This is a genomic window from Rhodococcus sp. PML026 (assembly GCF_000963615.1).
GTDB classification, from domain to species: Bacteria; Actinomycetota; Actinomycetes; order Mycobacteriales; family Mycobacteriaceae; genus Rhodococcoides; species Rhodococcoides fascians.
In genome coordinates, this window is the sequence record NZ_KQ031373.1 from 368,031 (window position 1) to 386,385 (window position 18,355).

The following is an 18,355-nucleotide window of genomic DNA, read 5'->3' on the forward strand; positions in this document are numbered from 1 at the left end:
GTCGAAAGCAATGAGGGGGTAAATCGCCAGTGTGGCCCATTGGGTCAGTGGCCTAGCCAATTTCATTGGACCAGCGATCCGGGGGGAAGTCAAGATCGAGTTCTCGGACGTCCGCGCAGCTCGAGAGCTAGAGCCAGCCGGGCACGACCAGTACCGCCCAGGCGATCAACGGACCGACGACGACGACCAACGCGCTGTATTTCAGGATCTGCTTGTAGAAGACGTCCCGATCGATGTCCTGGGCATTGGCCAGCACCAGAGCGCCGTTGGTGGAGAAGGGACTGACGTCGACGATCGTCGAGGCGATGGACAGGGCCACGATGACGCCGATGGCACCGACCTCGCCGGCGAGCAGGAACGGGACGGCCAGTGGGATGGTGACGCCGAGGATGGCGGTCGACGACGCGAACGCCGAGACGATGGCACCGATGTAGCACAGCAACAGAGCCACGAGCAGCGGAATACCGATGCCGGCAACCGCATCACCGACGTACTCGACCGTGCCGGCTTCCTGCAGCACGCCGACGAACGTCAGCACGCCGCCGATGAGCAATACCGTCGACCAGCTGATCTGGTTGATCGCACCCTTCTGCGCCTTGGGCGACGCCAGGGCGAGGACCACGGCGACCGTCATCGACACGAAGCCGACATCGAGATCGAGGACGAGTGAGAACAACGCCAGCGAGGCCAGCCCCACGAGCGTGAGGATCTGATCGAACGTGATGGCCTTGACGGCGGTGGCCAAAGGTGGCGCGTTCTCGACCGTGACCGTCTGACCGGACGGCTTGGGCGTCGACGATCCGAAGCCGCGCATCACAGTCCTCGAGCCGCCCCCGCCTACTCCGCCCGAATCTCCCTCGGGGCGGGTGCCGTCCTCGTCGTGCACGCTACGTCCGAGAAGTGCGCGTCCGCCCAGGAACATGAACAGCAACGCACCGATTGCCGCGTTGAACAGCATGCTGCCCAGGAACAAGGTGAGTGGGCTGTCGACCAGACCCGCCTTCTGAGCGATGTTGTTGACCGTGACGCCGTAGATGCTGATCGGCGAGAACCCGCCCGCCTGTGCGCCGTGAATGACCATCATGCCCATGAGCAGGGCATTGATCTTGTACCGCGCCGCGAAGCCGAGTGCGATCGGTGCGACGATGGCCACGGCTGCCGGTCCCAGCGCTCCGATGGAGGTCAGCACGCCGGTGATACCGAACATGACCCACGGAATCAGGGCGACCCGGCCACCGACCAGCCGCACCGCACCGCGGACCAGGAGGTCGACAGTGCCGTTGTTCTGGGCGATCGCGAAGAGGTAGGTGATACCGACCAGCGTCAGGAACAAGCTGCTCGGGAAGCCGGCGATGATGTCGTCGGTGCCCATGCCCACGGCAATGGTTCCGACGAAGAACGCCGCCACGAACCCCAGCGCGCCCATGTTCACCGGGAACACGGTCGCAGCGAGGAACATGACGACGAGCGCAATGATGGGTATCAACTCGGTCGACATCGAAGGTCTCCGGTTCGTCTGAGGTTGTCCCCCGAGCGGGCGCTCGGGTTCCGTGGCCAATTGGACTAGCCACTGAGTCTTTACAGACTGAACCAGTGAAGTGGATCACTTGTCAACAGTTGCTATGACCCGAGCCACTACCTACCCGACGGTTAAGGTGGGGGTCCAGAGGAGCAGAGAGCGAGTGACACAGTGGCTGAGCAAATTCGCCCGGTGACCCGACCACGGCTGTACGAGGTCATCGTGGAGCAGCTGTGCAGACACATCGCCGATCGCGACATGAAGCCCGGCGATCGCCTCCCGCCCGAGCGTGAACTGGCGGGTCACCTCGGCGTCAGCAGAGCCTCACTGAGCCAGGCCCTCGTTGCACTCGAAGTACAGGGCATACTGGCCGTCCGCCACGGCGACGGAGCGGTACTCGTGCGACGGCCAGTGGGGGACATGGCTATTCGCGCACTGCGCGAGCACGCCGATCGCCTGCCCGAGGTGATCGAAGCCCGTGAGGCACTCGAGGTCAAGCTCGCCGAGCTCGCCGCAACCCGTCGCAGCGACGCCGAAATGGCGGCGATCGACCACGCTCTGTCGGTGATGGCCTCGGAAATCACCGACGGAAATCGCGGCGACTCCGGCGACGAGCTGTTCCATCACGCCATCACCGAAGCCGCACACTCGCCGCTACTCGCCCGCCTCATGGGTGAAATCGCCGGCCTGATTCGCGAAACTCGAATCGAATCATTGTCGCAGTCGAACCGTCCGCAGACTTCATTGGAACACCACCGCCGCATCGCCGACGCTGTGCGGCAACAGAATTCGGCCGAGGCCGGACGCGCGATGGCCGAGCACATCCGCCTCGTCTCGGACGTTGCACTGCTCCGCTCCACGGACAGCTAGAGAACTCACCCGCCGCAGAACATGGTTGACATCCGTGGCCACGTCGGTGCATCGTTATTGGCACAGCGCCAACAACGCGTCGTACGCTCCGACCCGAGGACCCTCCATGACTGCACTCGCAGACCGCACCGACGACGTCACCACCGAGCTCGCCGACGTCCGACAGCTCGCCCGCAGCTTCTTCGAGAAGGAGGTCGCGCCGCACCGCGAGGAATTCGCGGCGGCCGGACGCCCCAGCCGCGAGGTCTACCGGAGTGCGGGCAGCCATGGACTCCTCGGAATGTCGATACCCCAGCAGTACGGCGGAGGCGGCGGCGACTTCCGCCACGAGGCGGTGCTGTTCGAGGAGCAGGTCCGCGCAGGCGACTCGGCCATGCAGTTGGGTGTGCACAGCGGCATCGTTCCGCACTACCTCTTGGCCTACGCCTCCGAGGAGAAGAAGCAGCAGTGGCTGCCGAAGCTGTGCTCGGGCGAGTGGATCGGCGCGATCGCGATGACCGAACCGGGCACCGGATCCGACCTCCAAGGCATCACCACCCGCGCGGTGCGCGACGGCGACGAATACGTGGTCACGGGCGGAAAGACGTTCATCTCCAACGGAGCTCACTGCGATCTGATCATCATCGCCGCCAAGACCGATCCGGCCGCCGGAGCGCGGGGGCTGTCGCTGCTCGTCGCCGAGGTCTCCGACGACACCGAAGGTTTCCACCGCGGCCGGGTACTGCACAAGATCGGCCAGAAAGGCCAGGACACAGCAGAACTCAGCTTCGACGGTCTACGTGTTCCGGCTGCCAACCTCCTGGGTGAAGAAGGTCGCGGCTTCGCGCAGTTGATGCAGCAGCTTCCTCAGGAACGGCTGATCTGCGGTATTGCCGCCGCCGCGATGATCGAGGCCGCCGTCCAGCAGACCGTCGACTACACCAAGACACGAAACGCGTTCGGCAAGACACTGTTCGACCTGCAGAACACCAAGTTCGAGCTCGCCGAATGCGCCACCATCGGACGCGTCGTCCGCACCTTCGTCGACGACGCAGTGGCCCAACATATTTCGGGTTCACTGGACGTGACGACGGCCGCGATGGTCAAGTACTGGACCACCGATCGACAATTCGAGGTGGTCGACCGCTGCCTGCAACTCTTCGGCGGCTACGGCTACATGGAGGAATACCCCATCGCCCGCATGTTCGTCGACGGTCGCATCGCCCGCATCTATGCCGGTGCCAACGAAGTCATGAAAGACCTCATCTCTCGCTCTCTGTAGAACCCGCACCGACCCGAGGACCCGATGACTAGCCCAGCCGCACTGCACACTTCCACCATCACCGGCGAGATCGGTACCGACCGTATCGTCGTTCTGACGATCGACGATCCTGCGCATTCCACGAACACCATGAACGCGGCATTCGGTGAATCGCTCGAGCAGACCGTCGACTGGCTCGAGACCGAACTCGATGCGTACGACGGCATCATCGTCACGTCGGGCAAGGATTCGTTCTTCTCCGGTGGCGACCTCGAATTGCTGCGTGACGCCGGTCCGTCCGACCATGCAGCCATCGCGGGTGCGCTCGATTTCACGAAGGACAAGTTTCGGCGGCTCGAGACGCTCGGCAAGCCGGTCGTGGCCGCACTGGGCGGCACCGCGCTCGGCGGTGGTTTCGAGATTGCCCTGGCCTGCCATCATCGAATTGCCCTGAACAACAGCAAGGCTCGGTTCGGGCTGCCCGAGGTGACCCTGGGGTTGCTGCCCGGGGCCGGTGGCGTCACCAGGACGGTCCGCATGTTCGGCATCGTCGAGGCTCTGACACAGGTCGTGGGCCAGGGCCAGCGGTATCGGCCGACGCAGGCCCTCGAACTCGGACTCATCGACGAGGTCGTCGACACCCACGAGCAGATGATGGCGCAGGGACGTTCCTGGATTGCCGCCAATCCCGAGGCCCTCCAACCCTGGGACAGAGAGGGATTCACAATCCCCGGCGGTACTGCGGCAGCACCGGCTGTGGCCGCGCAGCTGCCGGCACTCACGGCGACGGTACGTAAACAGGTCAAGGGCGCGCCGATGCCTGCCCCCATCGCGGTCGTTGCCGCGGCAGTGGAAGGATCGGTACTCGACTTCGAGGCCGCCTCGCTCGTCGAAACCCGCTACTGCACATCGCTCGCCTGCGAGCCGATCTCGGGCAACCTGATCCAGTCGATGTTCTTCGATCTCGGCTCCATCACCAAAGGCGCTTCCCGCCCTCCGGCCGAACCACATCGAGTTCCGGAGAAAGTGCTGGTGATCGGGGCCGGAATGATGGGTGCCGCCATCGCCTACGTCGTCGCCTCGGCCGGGGTTCCGGTGATCCTCCGCGATGTCTCGATCGAATCCGCCGAGCGCGGGAAGAATTATGCACGTTCGGTTCTCGGTAAAGCCGTCGCGAAAGGCCGCGCAAGCAAGGCCGATGCCGATGCGGTGCTCGCGCTCATCACCCCCAGCTCCGACGCGGCGGACGCCGAGGGGTGCGATCTGGTCGTCGAGGCAGTGTTCGAGGATCCCGCCGTCAAACAGCGTGCGTTCGAGGACGTCGACAAGTACTTGACCGCCGACGCGCTGCTGTGCTCGAACACCTCCACCCTCCCCATCACCGAACTCTCGCACTCTGTTTCGCGAGCCGGCGACTTCATCGGCACGCACTTCTTCTCCCCCGTCGACAAGATGCCGTTGGTGGAGATAGTGGTGGGAGAACACACCAGCGACTCCGCTCTTGCCCGCGCATTCGACTTCGTCCGCCTGATCGGCAAGACACCCATCGTCGTCGGCGACAATCACGGCTTCTTCACCACCCGCGTCATCGGCCGATTCATGGACGAGGCGATCTCGCTGGTCGCGGAGGGCGTGCATCCGGCCACCGTCGAGCAGGCCGCACTCCAGGCCGGCTACCCGTCCGGCGCACTGGCTCTGATGGACGAGATTTCGTTGACCCTGTCGCGGCACATCCGCGAGGGCATGGCCGAGGCCGCTCGCGCGGACCGTCGCCCCTGGATCGTCTCGAATTCGTACGCCCTGGTCGATCGCCTCGTCGACGAGTTCGACCGTCCGGGCCGCAAGGCGGGGCGCGGGTTCTACGAGTACGCCGAGTACGGCAGCAAGGTCCGGCTCTGGCCGGGCCTGGTGGAGCACTACCATGACCCCGATCACGGAATTCCGTTCGAGGACATGATGGATCGCATGCTCGTCGCCCAATCGCTGGATTCGGTGGCGTGCCTCGACGAGGGCGTTCTCCGAACAGTCGCCGACGCCAATATCGGTTCCATTCTGGGTATCGGCTTCCCTGCCTGGACCGGCGGTGTGCTGCAGTTCGTCAATCAGTTCGACGGCGGTCTCCCGGGATTCGTGCACCGAGCCGACGAGTTGCGGGCGCGATACGGCGACAGGTTCGTCGTACCGGCGTCGCTGCGAGCACGCACCGAGCGGTACCTCTGAGATCGCGCTCGCTCGGTTCGGTGCGATCATGACAACCATGCCGGCTGCAAGCACACCCAAGTGGAATCGACTGGAACCGGACGAGCGACGGACCCAGATCCTGGCCGCCGCCGTTCGCTTGTTCGGCGACAAGCCGTACGCCGAGGTCTCCATGGCCGACGTGGCTGCGGCTGCGGGTGTTGCACGCGGGCTCATTCATCACTACATCGGCAGCAAACGCGATCTGTACCTCGAGTGTGTTCGTTTCCTGGTCACCGTGCCGCCGATCGAGGACGTGCACTTGCCCACGGGCTCGGTCGAGGAGAGGGCTCGCGGGAGTGTGCACTGGCTGGTCGGCGTCATCGAGGCACACGGAACGGCGTGGGTGTCGGTGGCGAGCGGCTCGGGCGTGGACCAGCAGGTGGCGCAGATTCTGGACGAGGCGGACGACCTTGCCGCCGAGCGCGTCTTGGACGCAACGGCTTTCGAGACACACCGCGGCGACAGACGCATCGCAACGTCGGCAGTGCGGGCGTTCGGCGGCATGGTGAAGGCGGCAGGTCGCGAGTGGCTGGTGCGCGGCACGCTGACCCGGGACCAGGTGGAAACACTTCTGACAGACGTGCTCGTCACCGTTCTCTCCACCGCACGCTCTCTCGACAACGCCCCAGAACGGTAGCTGGGCAATCCTTTTCACGGTTCACATCCCGTCGATCACTCACGGCTTCGCTATTGACACCACGCCAACAAGGTGGAACTGTGACCGTATTCACTCGGGCGTACCGCGCCCCCTCTCGCACAAGGGACCTCGCCATGTATCTCACTCAAGGCCTCCATCGCTCCGCAGCCACCACACCTGATCGCGCTGCAACGGTGTTCGGCGATCGCGTGCGCACCTTCTCGGAACAGATCGATCGTGTGGCGAGGTTGGCGGCCGGTCTGCATTCCGTCGGAGTCGAGAGCGGCGATCGAGTGGCAATGCTGGCGTTCAACAGTGACCGCTACTCCGAGTACCTGCTTGCGGTCCCGTGGGCCGATGCCGTGCTCAATCCCGTCAACATTCGGTGGTCACCCGTCGAAGTTGCGTATGCACTCAACGACTCCGGGACCAAGGTACTCATCGTCGACGACACCTTCGGGGCGATGGTTCCGGCTCTACGCGCGTCGTGCCCCGACCTGGCCACCGTCGTCTACTGCGGGGACGGTTCCACCCCTGACGGCATGGTGTCGTACGAGGATCTGGTGGCATCCCACGGTCCCGTTCCCGATGTACGACGCAGTGGTGACGCCTTGGCCGGCCTCTTCTACACCGGCGGCACCACAGGATTCCCCAAAGGCGTCATGCTCTCGCACGCGAATCTGGTGACCTCCGGCCTGGGGACGGTGGCCACCGGACAGCTGCTCGACGACGCCTCGGTTCTTCTCCATGCCGCCCCGATGTTCCATCTCGCCGATCTGGCCGCATGGGTGGGTCAGGTCATGCTCGGTGGCACCCATGTCATGGTTCCGTTCTTCGAGCCGACCGCCGTCCTCGGCGCAATTGCGCGGCACTCCGTCACCGATGTGTTGCTGGTGCCGACCATGATTCAGCTGCTCGTCGACCACCCCACGTTGAGCGAGTTCGACACCTCGTCGCTGAGCCGCGTCCTGTACGGAGGATCGCCCATCTCCGCCGGCGTGCTCGAGCGGACCCTGGCCAGGCTTCCGCAGGCCCGCCTCACGCAGGCCTACGGCATGACCGAGCTTGCGCCGGTCGCAGCTCTTTTGTGGCCGGAACATCATGTGGGAGAACGCATCGGATCGGCCGGTCGCGCGGCCCCGCACTCCGAGATCGAGATTCTCGGACCCGACAACGAGCAGATGCCCACCGGCTCGGTCGGCGAGATCTGCGTCCGCGGCGGTCATGTGATGCTGGGCTACTGGAACAAGCCGGAGGAGACCGCGGCCGCCGTTCGAGACGGCTGGATGCACACCGGCGACGTGGGCTACCTCGACTCCGACGGATTCCTGTTCGTCGTCGACCGCTTGAAGGACATGATCATCACCGGCGGCGAGAACGTCTACAGCGCCGAGGTGGAGAGTGCGCTCAGTCGTCATCCCGCCGTTCTGGCCTGCGCTGTGATCGGCGTTCCGGACGAGGAATGGGGCGAGCGTGTCCATGCGTGTGTCGTTCTGGCCGAGGGACTCTCACCCACTACGACCGAACTGCGCGAGCACACCCGCACCTACGTTGCCGGATACAAAACTCCGCGCACCATCGAGTTCGTCACGGCTCTTCCCATGAGCGGGGCAGGCAAAATCCTCAAGCGCGACCTGCGTGACGCCTACGTCGCGAAGGAAGCGCTCGGAACCGCGACGGATTCGCGCCCGGGCACGACACGAACTCTGTGATCACCGAACCGATTTCACCTGCCATGTCACGGCTGCCCCGAGTGCGGCCAGTACCCCCACTGCCGCGAACAGAGCCGGGTACCCACCGACGGCGGAGAGGAACACGCTCGCGATCAGCGGAGCCATGGCAGGTGGAACGATCGCCCCGATGTTCATCACGCCGAGATCGGTCGCCCGACTGTCGGCGGACGGAAGGACCCCGGTCACCAGTGCCTGATCGACGGCCATGTACGCGCCGAATCCGCCGCCCAGCAACGCAGCCGAGACGAACGTCGCCTCCATCGTGGGATGTACCGCCAGGACGAAGCCGGCAACGGCCTGCATCGATGCCGCAACCGCCACGAAGATCTTTCGGCGACGCATCCTGTCCGACAACGGACCGAAGGTGAACGTGCACAGCACACAGGCGAACAGATAGACGACGGTGACCTCGAGCAGCGATGCCGTCGGATCGGCGACTCGAAGGCCGTCGGTGAGGAAGAACAGCAAGTAGCAGGTGCCGAGCGAGTTCGCCACGTTGACCAGGATTCGACCCCCGAAGACCCACGCGAAGTCGCGGTGACGCAAAGAAACGAGCAGCGAGGCCACGATGCTGTGTAGGCTCAACAGCGCTGTCGCTGAGTCAGTTTCGCGATACGACAGCAGAAACGGCACCGCGCAGATCACCAGGGCGATCGCCACGCAGAAGTACCCGCCCAGTACCGACAGGGCGAGCGTGGACACCAGGGCCAGGCCCGCCACCACGCCCAGTGCCTGTGGCGCATAGATCGCACTCGACACCGTTCCACGCTGCTCGTCCGCCACACGGTCGGCCACCACGGCTGTCAAGCCTGCTGTTGCAGCATTCAATCCGAGCATCGCTACCGACCACGCCGCCCCGATTCCGAAGACGGTGTTCTGCAGCCCGGTGACCACCAACGCACCGGCGAAGAACAGGACACCGCCGCCGAACCAGACGCGCCGTCGCCCCAACCTGCTGCGAGTGCGATCGCACAGCGACCCGCACACAGGCAGACCGATCAGAAGCACCACGGCAGAGACCGCGTTGATCACGGCGAAGTCGAACACCTTCGATTGCGGATCGATCTCCTGCAACCGCTCGGGTAGAAGCAGCTGCAGCGGAACCAGATCGGCCATCCAATAGCCCAGCCACGCCATGGAGAACACGGCAATCCAGAGCGGGCGCACCCGGGCGGTCATCGATCAGTCTCTTCGTACGGGTGCGGCTGTTCCGTATGCACGGCGCACCACCTCGTCGAGGGTCGCCGCCAGCTGCGCGTCGTCGAGGGTGCGCGGGTTCGACACCGACGCGGCGGAAAGGTAGACCCCGCAGAGCCATTCGAGCAGTTCGATGTTCGACAGCGCGGCCCCGAGATCGTGACCGGTGGCCACCGATCCGTGATGGGCCATGATCACCGCCGACCTCGAATGCATCGCCGCCACCACCGCGTCGGCGAGCTCGGCCGTACCGAACGGCGCGAACGGCACCACCGGGACCCTGCCGCCGAGGGCCAGCTGCGCGTAGTGCACGGGCGGCAGTGCGTCCGCGACGAGCGAAAGAGCAACGGCTGCAGAAGAATGCGCATGCACCACCGCCTGCACCTCGGACGACGCGTAGATGCCGAGGTGCAGGCCGAGTTCCGAGGTCGGCTCGCACGCACCTGCACGTACGACTGCGTCCATACCGACGAGCGTGACGTCCTCGAGCGTGGCGTTCGCCAACACCAGTCCGGTCGCCGTCACCGCCACCACATCACCCGCGCGTGCGCTGACATTGCCTGCGGTGCCGAGAACCAGGCCCCGTCGGCCCAGTTGCCGGGCGGTCTCGGCGACGGACTGCCGTAGCTCGTCCACGTCGGCCGGCATCAGATGGTCCTGCAGGTACGTGCGAACTTTCGGACGAAGTCGAGGTCGTAGGTGCCGAAGTCGGTACCGAGGCCCTGCGCCACCTGCGCGGCGGTCGCATTGCCCAGTTCGGCCGACTCGACGATGTTCAGATTCAGGGACAGGCCACGAACGAACCCGGCCGAGAACGCATCTCCACATCCGCTGGTGTCCACCACGTCCACGGAGTATGCGGGGACCTCGACGGCCCCGTCGGCCGTGACGACGAGAGTGGGCGACGCCCCCGCGGTGGCCACCACGCAGGACGCTCCGAGCTCGAGCAGTCGACGACACCCGTCCTCGACAGAGGCGCAGCCGGTCCAGCCGAGGACCTGCTCGTCGTTGGGCAGCAGGTAGTCCACGTGGGGCAGCGCGGCGGCGAACGCACCGAGTCCTTCCGGAACGGACGGTGCCAGGCTGTCGACAGTGACGACGACGCCGTCCTCGCGGGCGCGGCGTGCGATGTCGCACGCGGTGTCCGGTCCGAAGAACTCGGGTCCGCCGAGGTGAAGAAAGTCGACGTTGTGAAACATGTTCCACGGAACATGTCGAGCCAGATAGCCGTTGGCTCCGATCACGTGCAGAGCCGGCCGGGATCCGTCCGGCCTGATCGGCAACACCGACGCCGAGGTCTGCACCCCGTCCATGCGATGAACGAGGGAGACGTCCACCCCGTCATCGGCGAGAAGCTGCAGGAGAAACGCGCCTGCCGAATCATTACCGACAACTCCTGCGGTGTGTACCGCGGCACCCAGTCGGGACAGCACCAGCGCCGTTCCCGCGGCGGTGCCCGCGGCCGATAGCGCGATCTGCTCCGCCAGTACGGCCTGCTGACCGTCGGGTATCTCGGTCACCGGACGAACCAGAGTGTCGAGTACGTGCACCCCGAGAGTGAGGACTTCCGCCGGTTCTCTCATCGGATCGACGCGGTTCGCTCGGAGAGGATCAGCGCCTCGAGGTTGCACATCGAGACGTCGAATCGTGCGGACATCCCGGCGGTCGCGATCAGCCGCACAATACGTCCCAGCCAGCCCGGAGCCACATCGAACCAGAACTCGAAGGTCATTGCGGTGGAGGTTGCGTCACTGAGCGGTGCGAAGCGAAATACGTTGGCCACGTTGGTCAGCGGCGCGAATCCTTCTCCCGAATCGATCCGCAGTCGGTTCGGTTCCAGGTGCCGAACCGTCCATGTGGCGTGACTGGTGAAGCGACCGAGCGTCGCCACCTCCTCGGTGTAGACACCGCCGGTGCGCGCGCTGCCGTGATGCGTGGTGACGGCCCGAACGTCGGTGACCCATTCCGCGTAGCGTCTGGTGTCACTGGTCAGTGCCCACACTTCCTCCGGGCTCACCGACAGGGTGCGATGGGCCGAGACTACGAAGCGTTGTTCCACGAGAGTTCTCCTTCGGTCGAAAGTACTTCTGCTGCCGCCTTTTCACCCGATCGCACAGCACCGTCCATGTATCCGTTCCAATAGTCGGAGTGTTCGGCACCGGCCCACCGCACCCGACCGAACGCGGTGTCGCGCCACCGGCCCAGTCCGGTCGAGACGCCGGGCGTCAACACCGCGGTGGGACCACCACGGGTCCATTGCTCGCGGGTCCAGTCCAGTTCTATCCATTCGGTCGGTTCCAGTGCGCGCGGCCCCACCGCGGAGGCGAATGCCCGAAGAACCTCACCACGTCGCTCGGATTCGTTGCCCTCGGACCAGTTTCGACCTCCTCGACAGGCTGCGCCCCAGGTGCCGACGAATCCCATCAGCACTCCGTGGCTTCCGTCGGGAGGCGAGTTGTCGAACATCGAGGACACCGGTACGTCGCTGTCGCGAAAGAGTGCCTGGCCGGAGAGCCCGCTCGCGCGCCAGAACGGTTCGGGATACACGGCCTCACACTTGGCCAATCCGCCGAAGTTCATCCGCTGGAACAGGGCTTCTTGAGGCGCGGGCAGCGCTGGGCTCCAGTCGATTCGGGCAGCCAGAGCGGGCGGAATCGCAACAACGACCGATCGGGCCACCCACGATTCGGTATCACTGTGCACCACCACACGATCCGGATACTGCTCCACGCGGCGCACGGGAGTATCGAGGCGGACCGAATCACCGAGTCGCGACGCCATTTCGATGCAGATCGCCTGCGAGCCACCGAGAAATCGCCACTGCTGCGCTCCCCCAGCGACACTCATCAACCGGTCGACGGTGCCGGGGGTGTACTCGTTGCCCGCCCCGGCGATGTACGCCAGGCCGAAGAGCGCCGACACGTCGGCGGATGTGCCACCGAACACCGAACCGAGCAGGATGTCGAGTAGCTCCACTCCACCGTCGGTGGCCGCGTGCCTCCGGGCCCAGGTGGCGAGAGTCTGGGTGTCCCACTCGGTCGCACGCGGTGCAGCCCACGGTCTGCCCACGGGAATCTGCCCGGCGGCCCGATCGATTCGCGCCACCAGCATCCCGACGTCTGGAAGTGCCGCCAGGTCCGGCGGGACCCCGCCGTCGAAGCGTCGGGCGCGTCCGTTCTTGACGTACATGCTCGATCCGATGTCGTACGCGGGGAACGTCCCGACGCCCACCGACGCGGCCAAGCGGAGGATGTGGTCCTGCGTCGGACCGACGAACTGTCCGCCGGTCTCGACCACAGCGCCTCTGCCGATCGCATGGTTGACCGTCCGCCCGCCCACCCGGTCTCTGGCCTCGAGGACCTGGACGATCAACCCCGCGGCCGTCAGTTCCCTGGCGGCGGTCAGACCCGCGAGTCCTGCGCCGACGACCACTACGTCCACACGTGAGGCTTCCGGAATGTCGGTCATGGGTGCTCCTTGTCAGGGCTGTTCGATGTAGCGGCGACAGTAGCTCAATGTTGGCCACTAGGCCAGGATTGGGCGAAAGCGCCTGCTCGAAAGCACTGCGATGGGGGTATACGACAGCGCCCCGGCTACGTTGTATCGATGACCGAAGAGCGCCGAAAGACTCGATACGCACGTGGCCAGGAGCGCCGCGACGCGCTGGTCGCCGCTGCCATCGGCGTGATCGGAACGCGTGGACTCGAACGTGTCTCGTTTCGGTCCGTGGCCGACGCCGCCGGCTTTCCGCCGTCGACCACCAGCTATTTCTTCGGCTCGGTCGGCGAACTCATCGATGCCGCGATCACTCGAATCGCCGAGAACGTGACAGCGAAAGTGACGGCTCTACTCGACGTCGCGCACACCGGCGGGCTCACTCGCGACGATCTCGCCGACGCGATCATGGACCTCGTCTCGATGCTGTCCTCCCCCGAGGACGACGACTCCCTCGTCCAGTTCGAGGCATACCTCGCCGTACGCAGACGACCCGAGCTGACGGATTCGGTACACCGAATCATGCGGATGATCGAGGAAGCGGCCGAGGCGGCGCTCGGAGCATTCGGCATCCCGGAACCACATCTACCGGCTCGGCATTTCCTGGCTTTGATCGACGGCTACACCCTGCACGAGATCGCAAGGCCGACACCGGGTGGCAATCGAACTGCGTTGCGAGATGCCCTGTTTCGGGTTCTGGATTCTTACGATCGGGCACCCTGACCACAGCCCGCGTTGCTACAAACCAGCGCGCTCGAGGATCTCGTCCCAGTGGATTTCGGCCTCGGCCTCTCCCATGCCGGTGGCCGCCATTCGCTCGTAGTCGTCGATCAGTGAATCGGCCACTCTCTCATAGCGTTCGATCCATGCTTCCTTGTCGTCTCGCCAGTAGCCGACGATGGCCATGCGGCTAGCAGGGAAGCCGATCTCACTGCGGAAGTACTTCCGTACGCCTCTACCCACCGACGCCTCCCCGCCGAACCAGACGTACCCGTTTCCTGCCGGAACTCGGAACGTGCGCACAGCATCGACGAGTTGCGATGGTGCGCGCCCGTTTCCGGCCACCCTCCAGTCCATCGTCACCGAGGCTGCCGATCGAACGTCCAACACGTCGTTGTCGTGAGCCACCTCGACGATCGCATGCGCGCGGAGTCCGGCAGGCAGCTGCTCGAGAGCACGGCACAGAGCGGGTAGCCCCGGTAGATCGGCGATCAACAACATCCACTCCGTGTCGGCGGGCGGCTCGTACCACGACCGTGTTCCCCACATCCCCAGCGCCGTACCCGGCTCGGCCGAGCGAGCCCAGTCCGCGGCCACGCCGCCGACGTGGTCCACGAAGTCGATCGTGATCCGGTTCTCGTCCCAGCACCGGACGGTGTAGTTGCGGCATTCACGAACCACGTCGTCATGGTGCGCGAGAACGCCGTCGCGTCGGGTCATCTCGGGCGGTACGTCCTCTCCGTCGGCCGGAAAGTACAGGTGCACGATTTCGTCGGGCACTCCGCTCGACTCGAACCCGCGTGCAGCGGAAGCATCGAACACGACGCGAATCAGCGACGGTGACAATCGTTTCGATTGGACTACCCGTGCGGTGAGATATCCACCCTCGTCACGTCGACCGGCCATGACAGGGCGTTCAGCTCTGCTCTGCCGGCTCGACGAACATCGTTTCGATGTCGTCCATGATCCTGTTCAGGCCGATCGGGTCCGACGAATTCCACACGCTCGCCGAGACCCAGTGCACCCGATTCTGCTGCACCGCAGGCAGTGTCGACCACAGCGGTGCAGCACTGATCGCGTCCCGTTCACTGTCGGCACCCTGGTCGGTGTACACGAACAGGGTGTCGGCGGAGTTCAGAATGTTCAGCGTCTCGTCGGTGATGTCGATACGGAACACACTGGGATCCTGCTGGCCCTCGGGCTGCGCCATGCCCACACCGCGGAAGGCGATGCTCTCACCCGTGCCGACGCGAATCGAGTACTCCCCACGCTCGCTCAATCGAACAGCGGAGACCGGCTTGTCGGCCAGGCCCGCGTCGGCAACCCGTTGCTTCAGCGCGGCCATGCGATCGGTCAGCCCCTGCATGAGGTCCGTTGCCTGGCTCTGCTTTCCGAGCGCATCCCCTACGGCCGCTACCCCGTGCGAGACATCCTCGAGCGACACCCCGTCGTTGTAGGCGAAGCCGTAGGTCGGCACTCCGCTGGCGGCGAGCTTGTCGTAGATCTCCTTGTTCCACGCCTTCTCGCCTTCGCCGTCGTACCCGGCGACCACCACGATCAGGTCGGGGTCCTGAGCCAGAATTCCCTCGACGTTGGGATCGAAGCCGCCACCCTCACCCGCAATGTTCGCGATGTCGCCGATGCGCTCGTCGACGTGCGCGGGTAGCGCCAGCGGGTTGAAGGACGCGGCCACGGGATTCACATCGAGCGACAGCATCAAAGCCAGCGAGATGGGATCGGCGGCGACGACCCGGGCGGGTCGGTCGGGAACCTCGACCGGGCCGAAGTAGTCCTGCACAGTTCTGGTGCTCGCAGTCTCGCCTGGACTCGACGGTTCCGTGGTGGCGGTCGAGCATCCGACCAGAGCGATCGCGGCCAGGGAAAGAGCGCCGCCGAGCGTGTACAGCCGCGCACCGGCGGAACGTCTCATCCGGCCGGTTGCACGGCCGTGGAACACGAAGAATCGAGGCATGACTGGGCAGCCTAGCCTAACTCCTAGCCGCGGTGGTCATCGCCGACAAGCAACGGCACGATGCTGCGGTGCGCGAAGGCCAGCAGATCGTCGTACGTCTCGAGTGCAGCGCCGGCTGCCGGAGTCAGCAGAATCGAATGCACGACACGGACCACGATTTCCGGGGCGTCTGGTACTGCGAAACTGTCCGAGTCCAGCCCTCCCCGGGCGATCTGGGCGGCAGCGTCTATTGCAGACGCGAGCAGGGTCGACGCATTGGTCGTCAACTGTTCGAGTACCAGTGCACTCTCGGAGTCGAACATCTTGAGCAGGACGGGATTCGTTCGCACCGACTCGATCGTCGTCGCGAATCCGTGCGCGGCACGATCCGCCCGAGACGATTGTTCGGCGGCCGCTGCCGCCACCGCGACGAACAGTCTCGTCGACTCACGTGCCATGACCGCGCGCACCAGCTCGTCCTTGGAGCCGATGCGGCGATAGACCGTCACCCGGTTGATCTTGGCGCGCTTGGCTACGTCCCCGATGGTCGTTCTGGGGATGCCGACCTCGCCGAACAACTCCAACGCGGCATCGAGGATCGGCCCGTCGTCACCGTCTGGATGCATCGTCCGATCCTAACGGCACCTTCGATAATTGAATGCAACATTGCAACACTATCTGTTGCTATGTAGCATCACTGCATCAGCATCTCGACGAATGGAGCTCGAATGTCTCGTGACAGAGCGATCGACCCGAACGCGCGCCACCTGGACGAGTCCTACGCGATCGTGGCCCGCGCGGTGACGTTCGACTGGACCGGCGTTCCGCTGCAGTACATTCCGCACGAGTGGTATGCCACGCACTTCTGGAACGTGATGCACCTGGTGCTGCCCGAGGGCGAACGGGCGATGGCCGACGTGTTCGCCCTCGCGCTTCCGTACATCGACGACCGCAGACTGCACGAGGAGGTCGTCGGATTCGTCGGACAAGAAGCCACGCACGCGTCCTCGCACGAGAGCTTTCGTACGTACCTCGTCGCGCACGGAGTCGACATCGAGCCGATCCTGCAGCGCATTCGATTTGCGGTGGGCGTGGTGTTCGGCGACCACGGCCTCACCGGCCGCGCAGGCAAAGCGTGGCTGAACGAGCGCCTCGGGATCTACGCCGCAGCCGAACACTTCACCGCAGTAGTGGGCGAATGGCTTTTGGACAACACCGAATTCGATCGCCTCGGTGTCGATCCGACGATGCTGGACCTGCTTCGCTGGCACGGGGCCGAGGAACTCGAACACCGCAACGTTGCCTTCGACGCATTCCAGTACGTCGACGGGGGTGCGTTTTGCCGCGCCCGCACCGCGGTGATAGCCAGCGCGGGGTTGGCCGTGCTCTGGTTCAGCACCGCCGCGTACCTGTACAAGAACTCGGTGGCCACCCCGCGCACCGGGAAGCGCCGACTTCGCACCCCCTGGCCTCTCGCCTTCGCACGAGCATCCCGCAAGCAACTGATACCTGGCCTGTCGTTTCTGTTCGTCCAACTCGCCCTGTACATCCGACCGGGTTTTCACCCATCGAAGATGGGCGACATCGACAAGGCCGTGCGATACCTGGCGACGTCACCCGCGGCACTGGCGGCACAGCAGTGACCACCGAAACAGCCTCGAGGCACAGCCATCTGGGTGAGAACACGGTGACCGACCCCGGCCGTGGCCTCCGAGCCATCGCTGCGGCGTCTCGGGTGTACGCAAGACTGGTCACCGACTCGTCCGTCGTCACCGCCCTCTCCCCGGCGCGACCGCGCCGATGCGTCGGCTACGAATTCGAGACCACCATCGACGAGATCGTCGACGAGGCCGAGGACGTGCGCTCACTTCTACTGCGTCGCAGCGACGGAAGCGCAATGCCGACCTGGTTGCCCGGTGCACACATCGACGTGACCACACCGGCAGGCTCGGTTCGGCAGTACTCGCTCGCAGGTCGGCCGGCAGGAGGAGATCGGTATCGCATCGGTGTCCGCGGGATCCCCGGCGGCGCGGCCTCCACCGAAATACACGGTCTCGTTCCAGGAGACACCCTCCGAGTCCGTGGACCCCGCAACGCATTTCCCATGGCCGCCGCCGAGCACTACTTGTTCGTCGCGGCCGGCATCGGCATCACGCCCATTCGGTCCATGATCGAGCGCGCCGTCGCCGACGGCACACGGTGGACCCTCTACTACCACGGCAGATCTCGTGCGAGTCTGCCTTTCGTCGCCGAACTGCAGCGGCTGGCGCTCACCTCCCGCGGGCACGTGATCGTCAAAACCGATGACGTAGAGGGACTTCCGAGTCCGTCGGACATCGTCGATCTCGGGACGGGATCCTCCGCACTGTACGTCTGCGGCCCCGCGGCACTCTCGCGCCGGCTCCGCGAGGAGGCCGCCCGAAGTACCGCGGTTCGAGAGTTCCACACCGAGCTGTTCGCGCCCGCCCCCGTGGTCGACGGCCGCCCGTTCGTGCTGAAGCTCGCACGGTCCGGCGACACCGTCGAAGTCGGCGCACAGGAGACCGCCCTCGACGCCCTCCGACGAGTCCGTCCCGATCAGCCGTTCTCCTGCCGCCAAGGTTTCTGCGGTGCCTGCGTCGTCGGCCTCACCGGTGGACGCGTCGAACATCGCGATCGCGTGCTGAGCCGCACCGAACGCGAGAACTCACTCACCCTGTGCGTGTCACGCGCCGCGGTCGACGGCGACGTCGTCGTTCTCGATCTGTAGAAG

General features: G+C 65.1%; 17 protein-coding genes. 8 read left to right on the forward strand and 9 right to left on the reverse strand.

Annotated elements, in window-relative coordinates; all coding sequences use genetic code 11:
• Positions 1–127 precede the first annotated feature (127 nt).
• Positions 128–1,498, reverse strand: coding sequence for an SLC13 family permease (locus VF34_RS12340; RefSeq protein WP_045841483.1), 1,371 nt, complete (start codon positions 1,496–1,498; stop codon positions 128–130).
• Positions 1,499–1,690: 192 nt separating this feature from the next.
• On the opposite strand from VF34_RS12340, the gene VF34_RS12345 reads away from it, so the two are divergent.
• From VF34_RS12345 to VF34_RS12365, 5 genes are all read left to right on the forward strand, one after another.
• Entirely contained in the window at positions 1,691–2,389 is a 699-nt protein-coding gene (locus VF34_RS12345; RefSeq protein WP_045841484.1) for a FadR/GntR family transcriptional regulator, read from the forward strand.
• Between the two features lie 106 nt (positions 2,390–2,495).
• Positions 2,496–3,650 (forward strand): acyl-CoA dehydrogenase family protein, encoded by a 1,155-nt coding sequence (locus tag VF34_RS12350; RefSeq protein ID WP_045841485.1) that lies wholly within the window; start codon positions 2,496–2,498, stop codon positions 3,648–3,650.
• Positions 3,651–3,674: 24 nt separating this feature from the next.
• Positions 3,675–5,849 (forward strand): 3-hydroxyacyl-CoA dehydrogenase NAD-binding domain-containing protein, encoded by a 2,175-nt coding sequence (locus VF34_RS12355; protein WP_045841486.1) that lies wholly within the window; start codon positions 3,675–3,677, stop codon positions 5,847–5,849.
• 28 nt (positions 5,850–5,877) lie between these two features.
• Positions 5,878–6,507: a TetR/AcrR family transcriptional regulator gene (locus VF34_RS12360; RefSeq protein WP_306427547.1), complete on the forward strand. Its 630-nt coding sequence runs from the start codon at positions 5,878–5,880 to the stop codon at positions 6,505–6,507.
• 134 nt (positions 6,508–6,641) lie between these two features.
• Complete coding sequence (locus tag VF34_RS12365; RefSeq protein ID WP_045841487.1) at positions 6,642–8,219, forward strand: acyl-CoA synthetase; 1,578 nt, start codon at positions 6,642–6,644, stop codon at positions 8,217–8,219.
• Here VF34_RS12365 and VF34_RS12370 read toward each other — a convergent pair whose 3' ends face one another.
• From VF34_RS12370 to VF34_RS12390, 5 genes are read right to left on the reverse strand one after another with little or no spacing between them, the layout of a single operon-like run.
• Positions 8,220–9,419: an MFS transporter gene (locus VF34_RS12370; protein ID WP_045841488.1), complete on the reverse strand. Its 1,200-nt coding sequence runs from the start codon at positions 9,417–9,419 to the stop codon at positions 8,220–8,222.
• Between the two features lie 3 nt (positions 9,420–9,422).
• Positions 9,423–10,085: a class II aldolase/adducin family protein gene (locus VF34_RS12375; RefSeq protein ID WP_045841489.1), complete on the reverse strand. Its 663-nt coding sequence runs from the start codon at positions 10,083–10,085 to the stop codon at positions 9,423–9,425.
• Positions 10,085–11,020, reverse strand: a complete 936-nt coding sequence (locus tag VF34_RS12380) for a carbohydrate kinase family protein (protein ID WP_032384200.1) — start codon at positions 11,018–11,020, stop codon at positions 10,085–10,087. The genes VF34_RS12375 and VF34_RS12380 overlap by 1 nt, the downstream gene beginning before the upstream one ends.
• On the reverse strand, positions 11,017–11,496 hold the full coding sequence (locus VF34_RS12385; RefSeq protein WP_052718666.1) for an SRPBCC family protein: 480 nt from the start codon (positions 11,494–11,496) through the stop codon (positions 11,017–11,019). The genes VF34_RS12380 and VF34_RS12385 overlap by 4 nt, the downstream gene beginning before the upstream one ends.
• Positions 11,478–12,905, reverse strand: a complete 1,428-nt coding sequence (locus VF34_RS12390; protein ID WP_045841490.1) for a flavin monoamine oxidase family protein — start codon at positions 12,903–12,905, stop codon at positions 11,478–11,480. Before VF34_RS12390 ends, VF34_RS12385 begins: the two co-directional genes overlap by 19 nt.
• A gap of 138 nt (positions 12,906–13,043) precedes the next feature.
• Here VF34_RS12390 and VF34_RS12395 point away from each other — a divergent pair, with 138 nt between their 5' ends.
• A complete protein-coding gene (locus VF34_RS12395) occupies positions 13,044–13,655 on the forward strand; it encodes a TetR/AcrR family transcriptional regulator (RefSeq protein ID WP_045841491.1) in 612 nt (203 codons plus the stop codon).
• Between the two features lie 15 nt (positions 13,656–13,670).
• Here VF34_RS12395 and VF34_RS12400 read toward each other — a convergent pair whose 3' ends face one another.
• Genes VF34_RS12400 through VF34_RS12410 form a run of 3 tightly spaced genes read right to left on the reverse strand, consistent with a single transcriptional unit; the run spans position 13,671 to position 16,229 of the window.
• Complete coding sequence (locus VF34_RS12400; protein WP_045841492.1) at positions 13,671–14,558, reverse strand: siderophore-interacting protein; 888 nt, start codon at positions 14,556–14,558, stop codon at positions 13,671–13,673.
• 10 nt (positions 14,559–14,568) lie between these two features.
• A complete protein-coding gene (locus VF34_RS12405) occupies positions 14,569–15,624 on the reverse strand; it encodes an ABC transporter substrate-binding protein (protein WP_082079187.1) in 1,056 nt (351 codons plus the stop codon).
• A 23-nt stretch (positions 15,625–15,647) separates the two neighbouring features.
• Positions 15,648–16,229, reverse strand: a complete 582-nt coding sequence (locus VF34_RS12410) for a TetR/AcrR family transcriptional regulator (protein WP_032368713.1) — start codon at positions 16,227–16,229, stop codon at positions 15,648–15,650.
• Positions 16,230–16,331: 102 nt separating this feature from the next.
• On the opposite strand from VF34_RS12410, the gene VF34_RS12415 reads away from it, so the two are divergent.
• Positions 16,332–17,246, forward strand: a complete 915-nt coding sequence (locus tag VF34_RS12415) for a metal-dependent hydrolase (RefSeq protein WP_045841494.1) — start codon at positions 16,332–16,334, stop codon at positions 17,244–17,246.
• Positions 17,243–18,352, forward strand: coding sequence for a PDR/VanB family oxidoreductase (locus VF34_RS12420; protein WP_231578218.1), 1,110 nt, complete (start codon positions 17,243–17,245; stop codon positions 18,350–18,352). Before VF34_RS12415 ends, VF34_RS12420 begins: the two co-directional genes overlap by 4 nt.
• Positions 18,353–18,355 lie beyond the last annotated feature (3 nt).

What these genes read in the sequence shown, in the direction of transcription:
- VF34_RS12340 (WP_045841483.1), bottom strand. Translation starts at nt 1,498, where the DNA reads ATGTCGACCGAGTTGATACCCATCATTGCGCTCGTCGTCATGTTCCTC.
- VF34_RS12350 (WP_045841485.1), top strand. Translation starts at nt 2,496, where the DNA reads ATGACTGCACTCGCAGACCGCACCGACGACGTCACCACCGAGCTCGCC.
- VF34_RS12355 (WP_045841486.1), top strand. Translation starts at nt 3,675, where the DNA reads ATGACTAGCCCAGCCGCACTGCACACTTCCACCATCACCGGCGAGATC.
- VF34_RS12360 (WP_306427547.1), top strand. Translation starts at nt 5,878, where the DNA reads ATGACAACCATGCCGGCTGCAAGCACACCCAAGTGGAATCGACTGGAA.
- VF34_RS12365 (WP_045841487.1), top strand. Translation starts at nt 6,642, where the DNA reads ATGTATCTCACTCAAGGCCTCCATCGCTCCGCAGCCACCACACCTGAT.
- VF34_RS12370 (WP_045841488.1), bottom strand. Translation starts at nt 9,419, where the DNA reads ATGACCGCCCGGGTGCGCCCGCTCTGGATTGCCGTGTTCTCCATGGCG.
- VF34_RS12375 (WP_045841489.1), bottom strand. Translation starts at nt 10,085, where the DNA reads ATGCCGGCCGACGTGGACGAGCTACGGCAGTCCGTCGCCGAGACCGCC.
- VF34_RS12380 (WP_032384200.1), bottom strand. Translation starts at nt 11,020, where the DNA reads ATGAGAGAACCGGCGGAAGTCCTCACTCTCGGGGTGCACGTACTCGAC.
- VF34_RS12390 (WP_045841490.1), bottom strand. Translation starts at nt 12,905, where the DNA reads ATGACCGACATTCCGGAAGCCTCACGTGTGGACGTAGTGGTCGTCGGC.
- VF34_RS12395 (WP_045841491.1), top strand. Translation starts at nt 13,044, where the DNA reads ATGACCGAAGAGCGCCGAAAGACTCGATACGCACGTGGCCAGGAGCGC.
- VF34_RS12400 (WP_045841492.1), bottom strand. Translation starts at nt 14,558, where the DNA reads ATGGCCGGTCGACGTGACGAGGGTGGATATCTCACCGCACGGGTAGTC.
- VF34_RS12405 (WP_082079187.1), bottom strand. Translation starts at nt 15,624, where the DNA reads ATGCCTCGATTCTTCGTGTTCCACGGCCGTGCAACCGGCCGGATGAGA.
- VF34_RS12410 (WP_032368713.1), bottom strand. Translation starts at nt 16,229, where the DNA reads ATGCATCCAGACGGTGACGACGGGCCGATCCTCGATGCCGCGTTGGAG.
- VF34_RS12415 (WP_045841494.1), top strand. Translation starts at nt 16,332, where the DNA reads ATGTCTCGTGACAGAGCGATCGACCCGAACGCGCGCCACCTGGACGAG.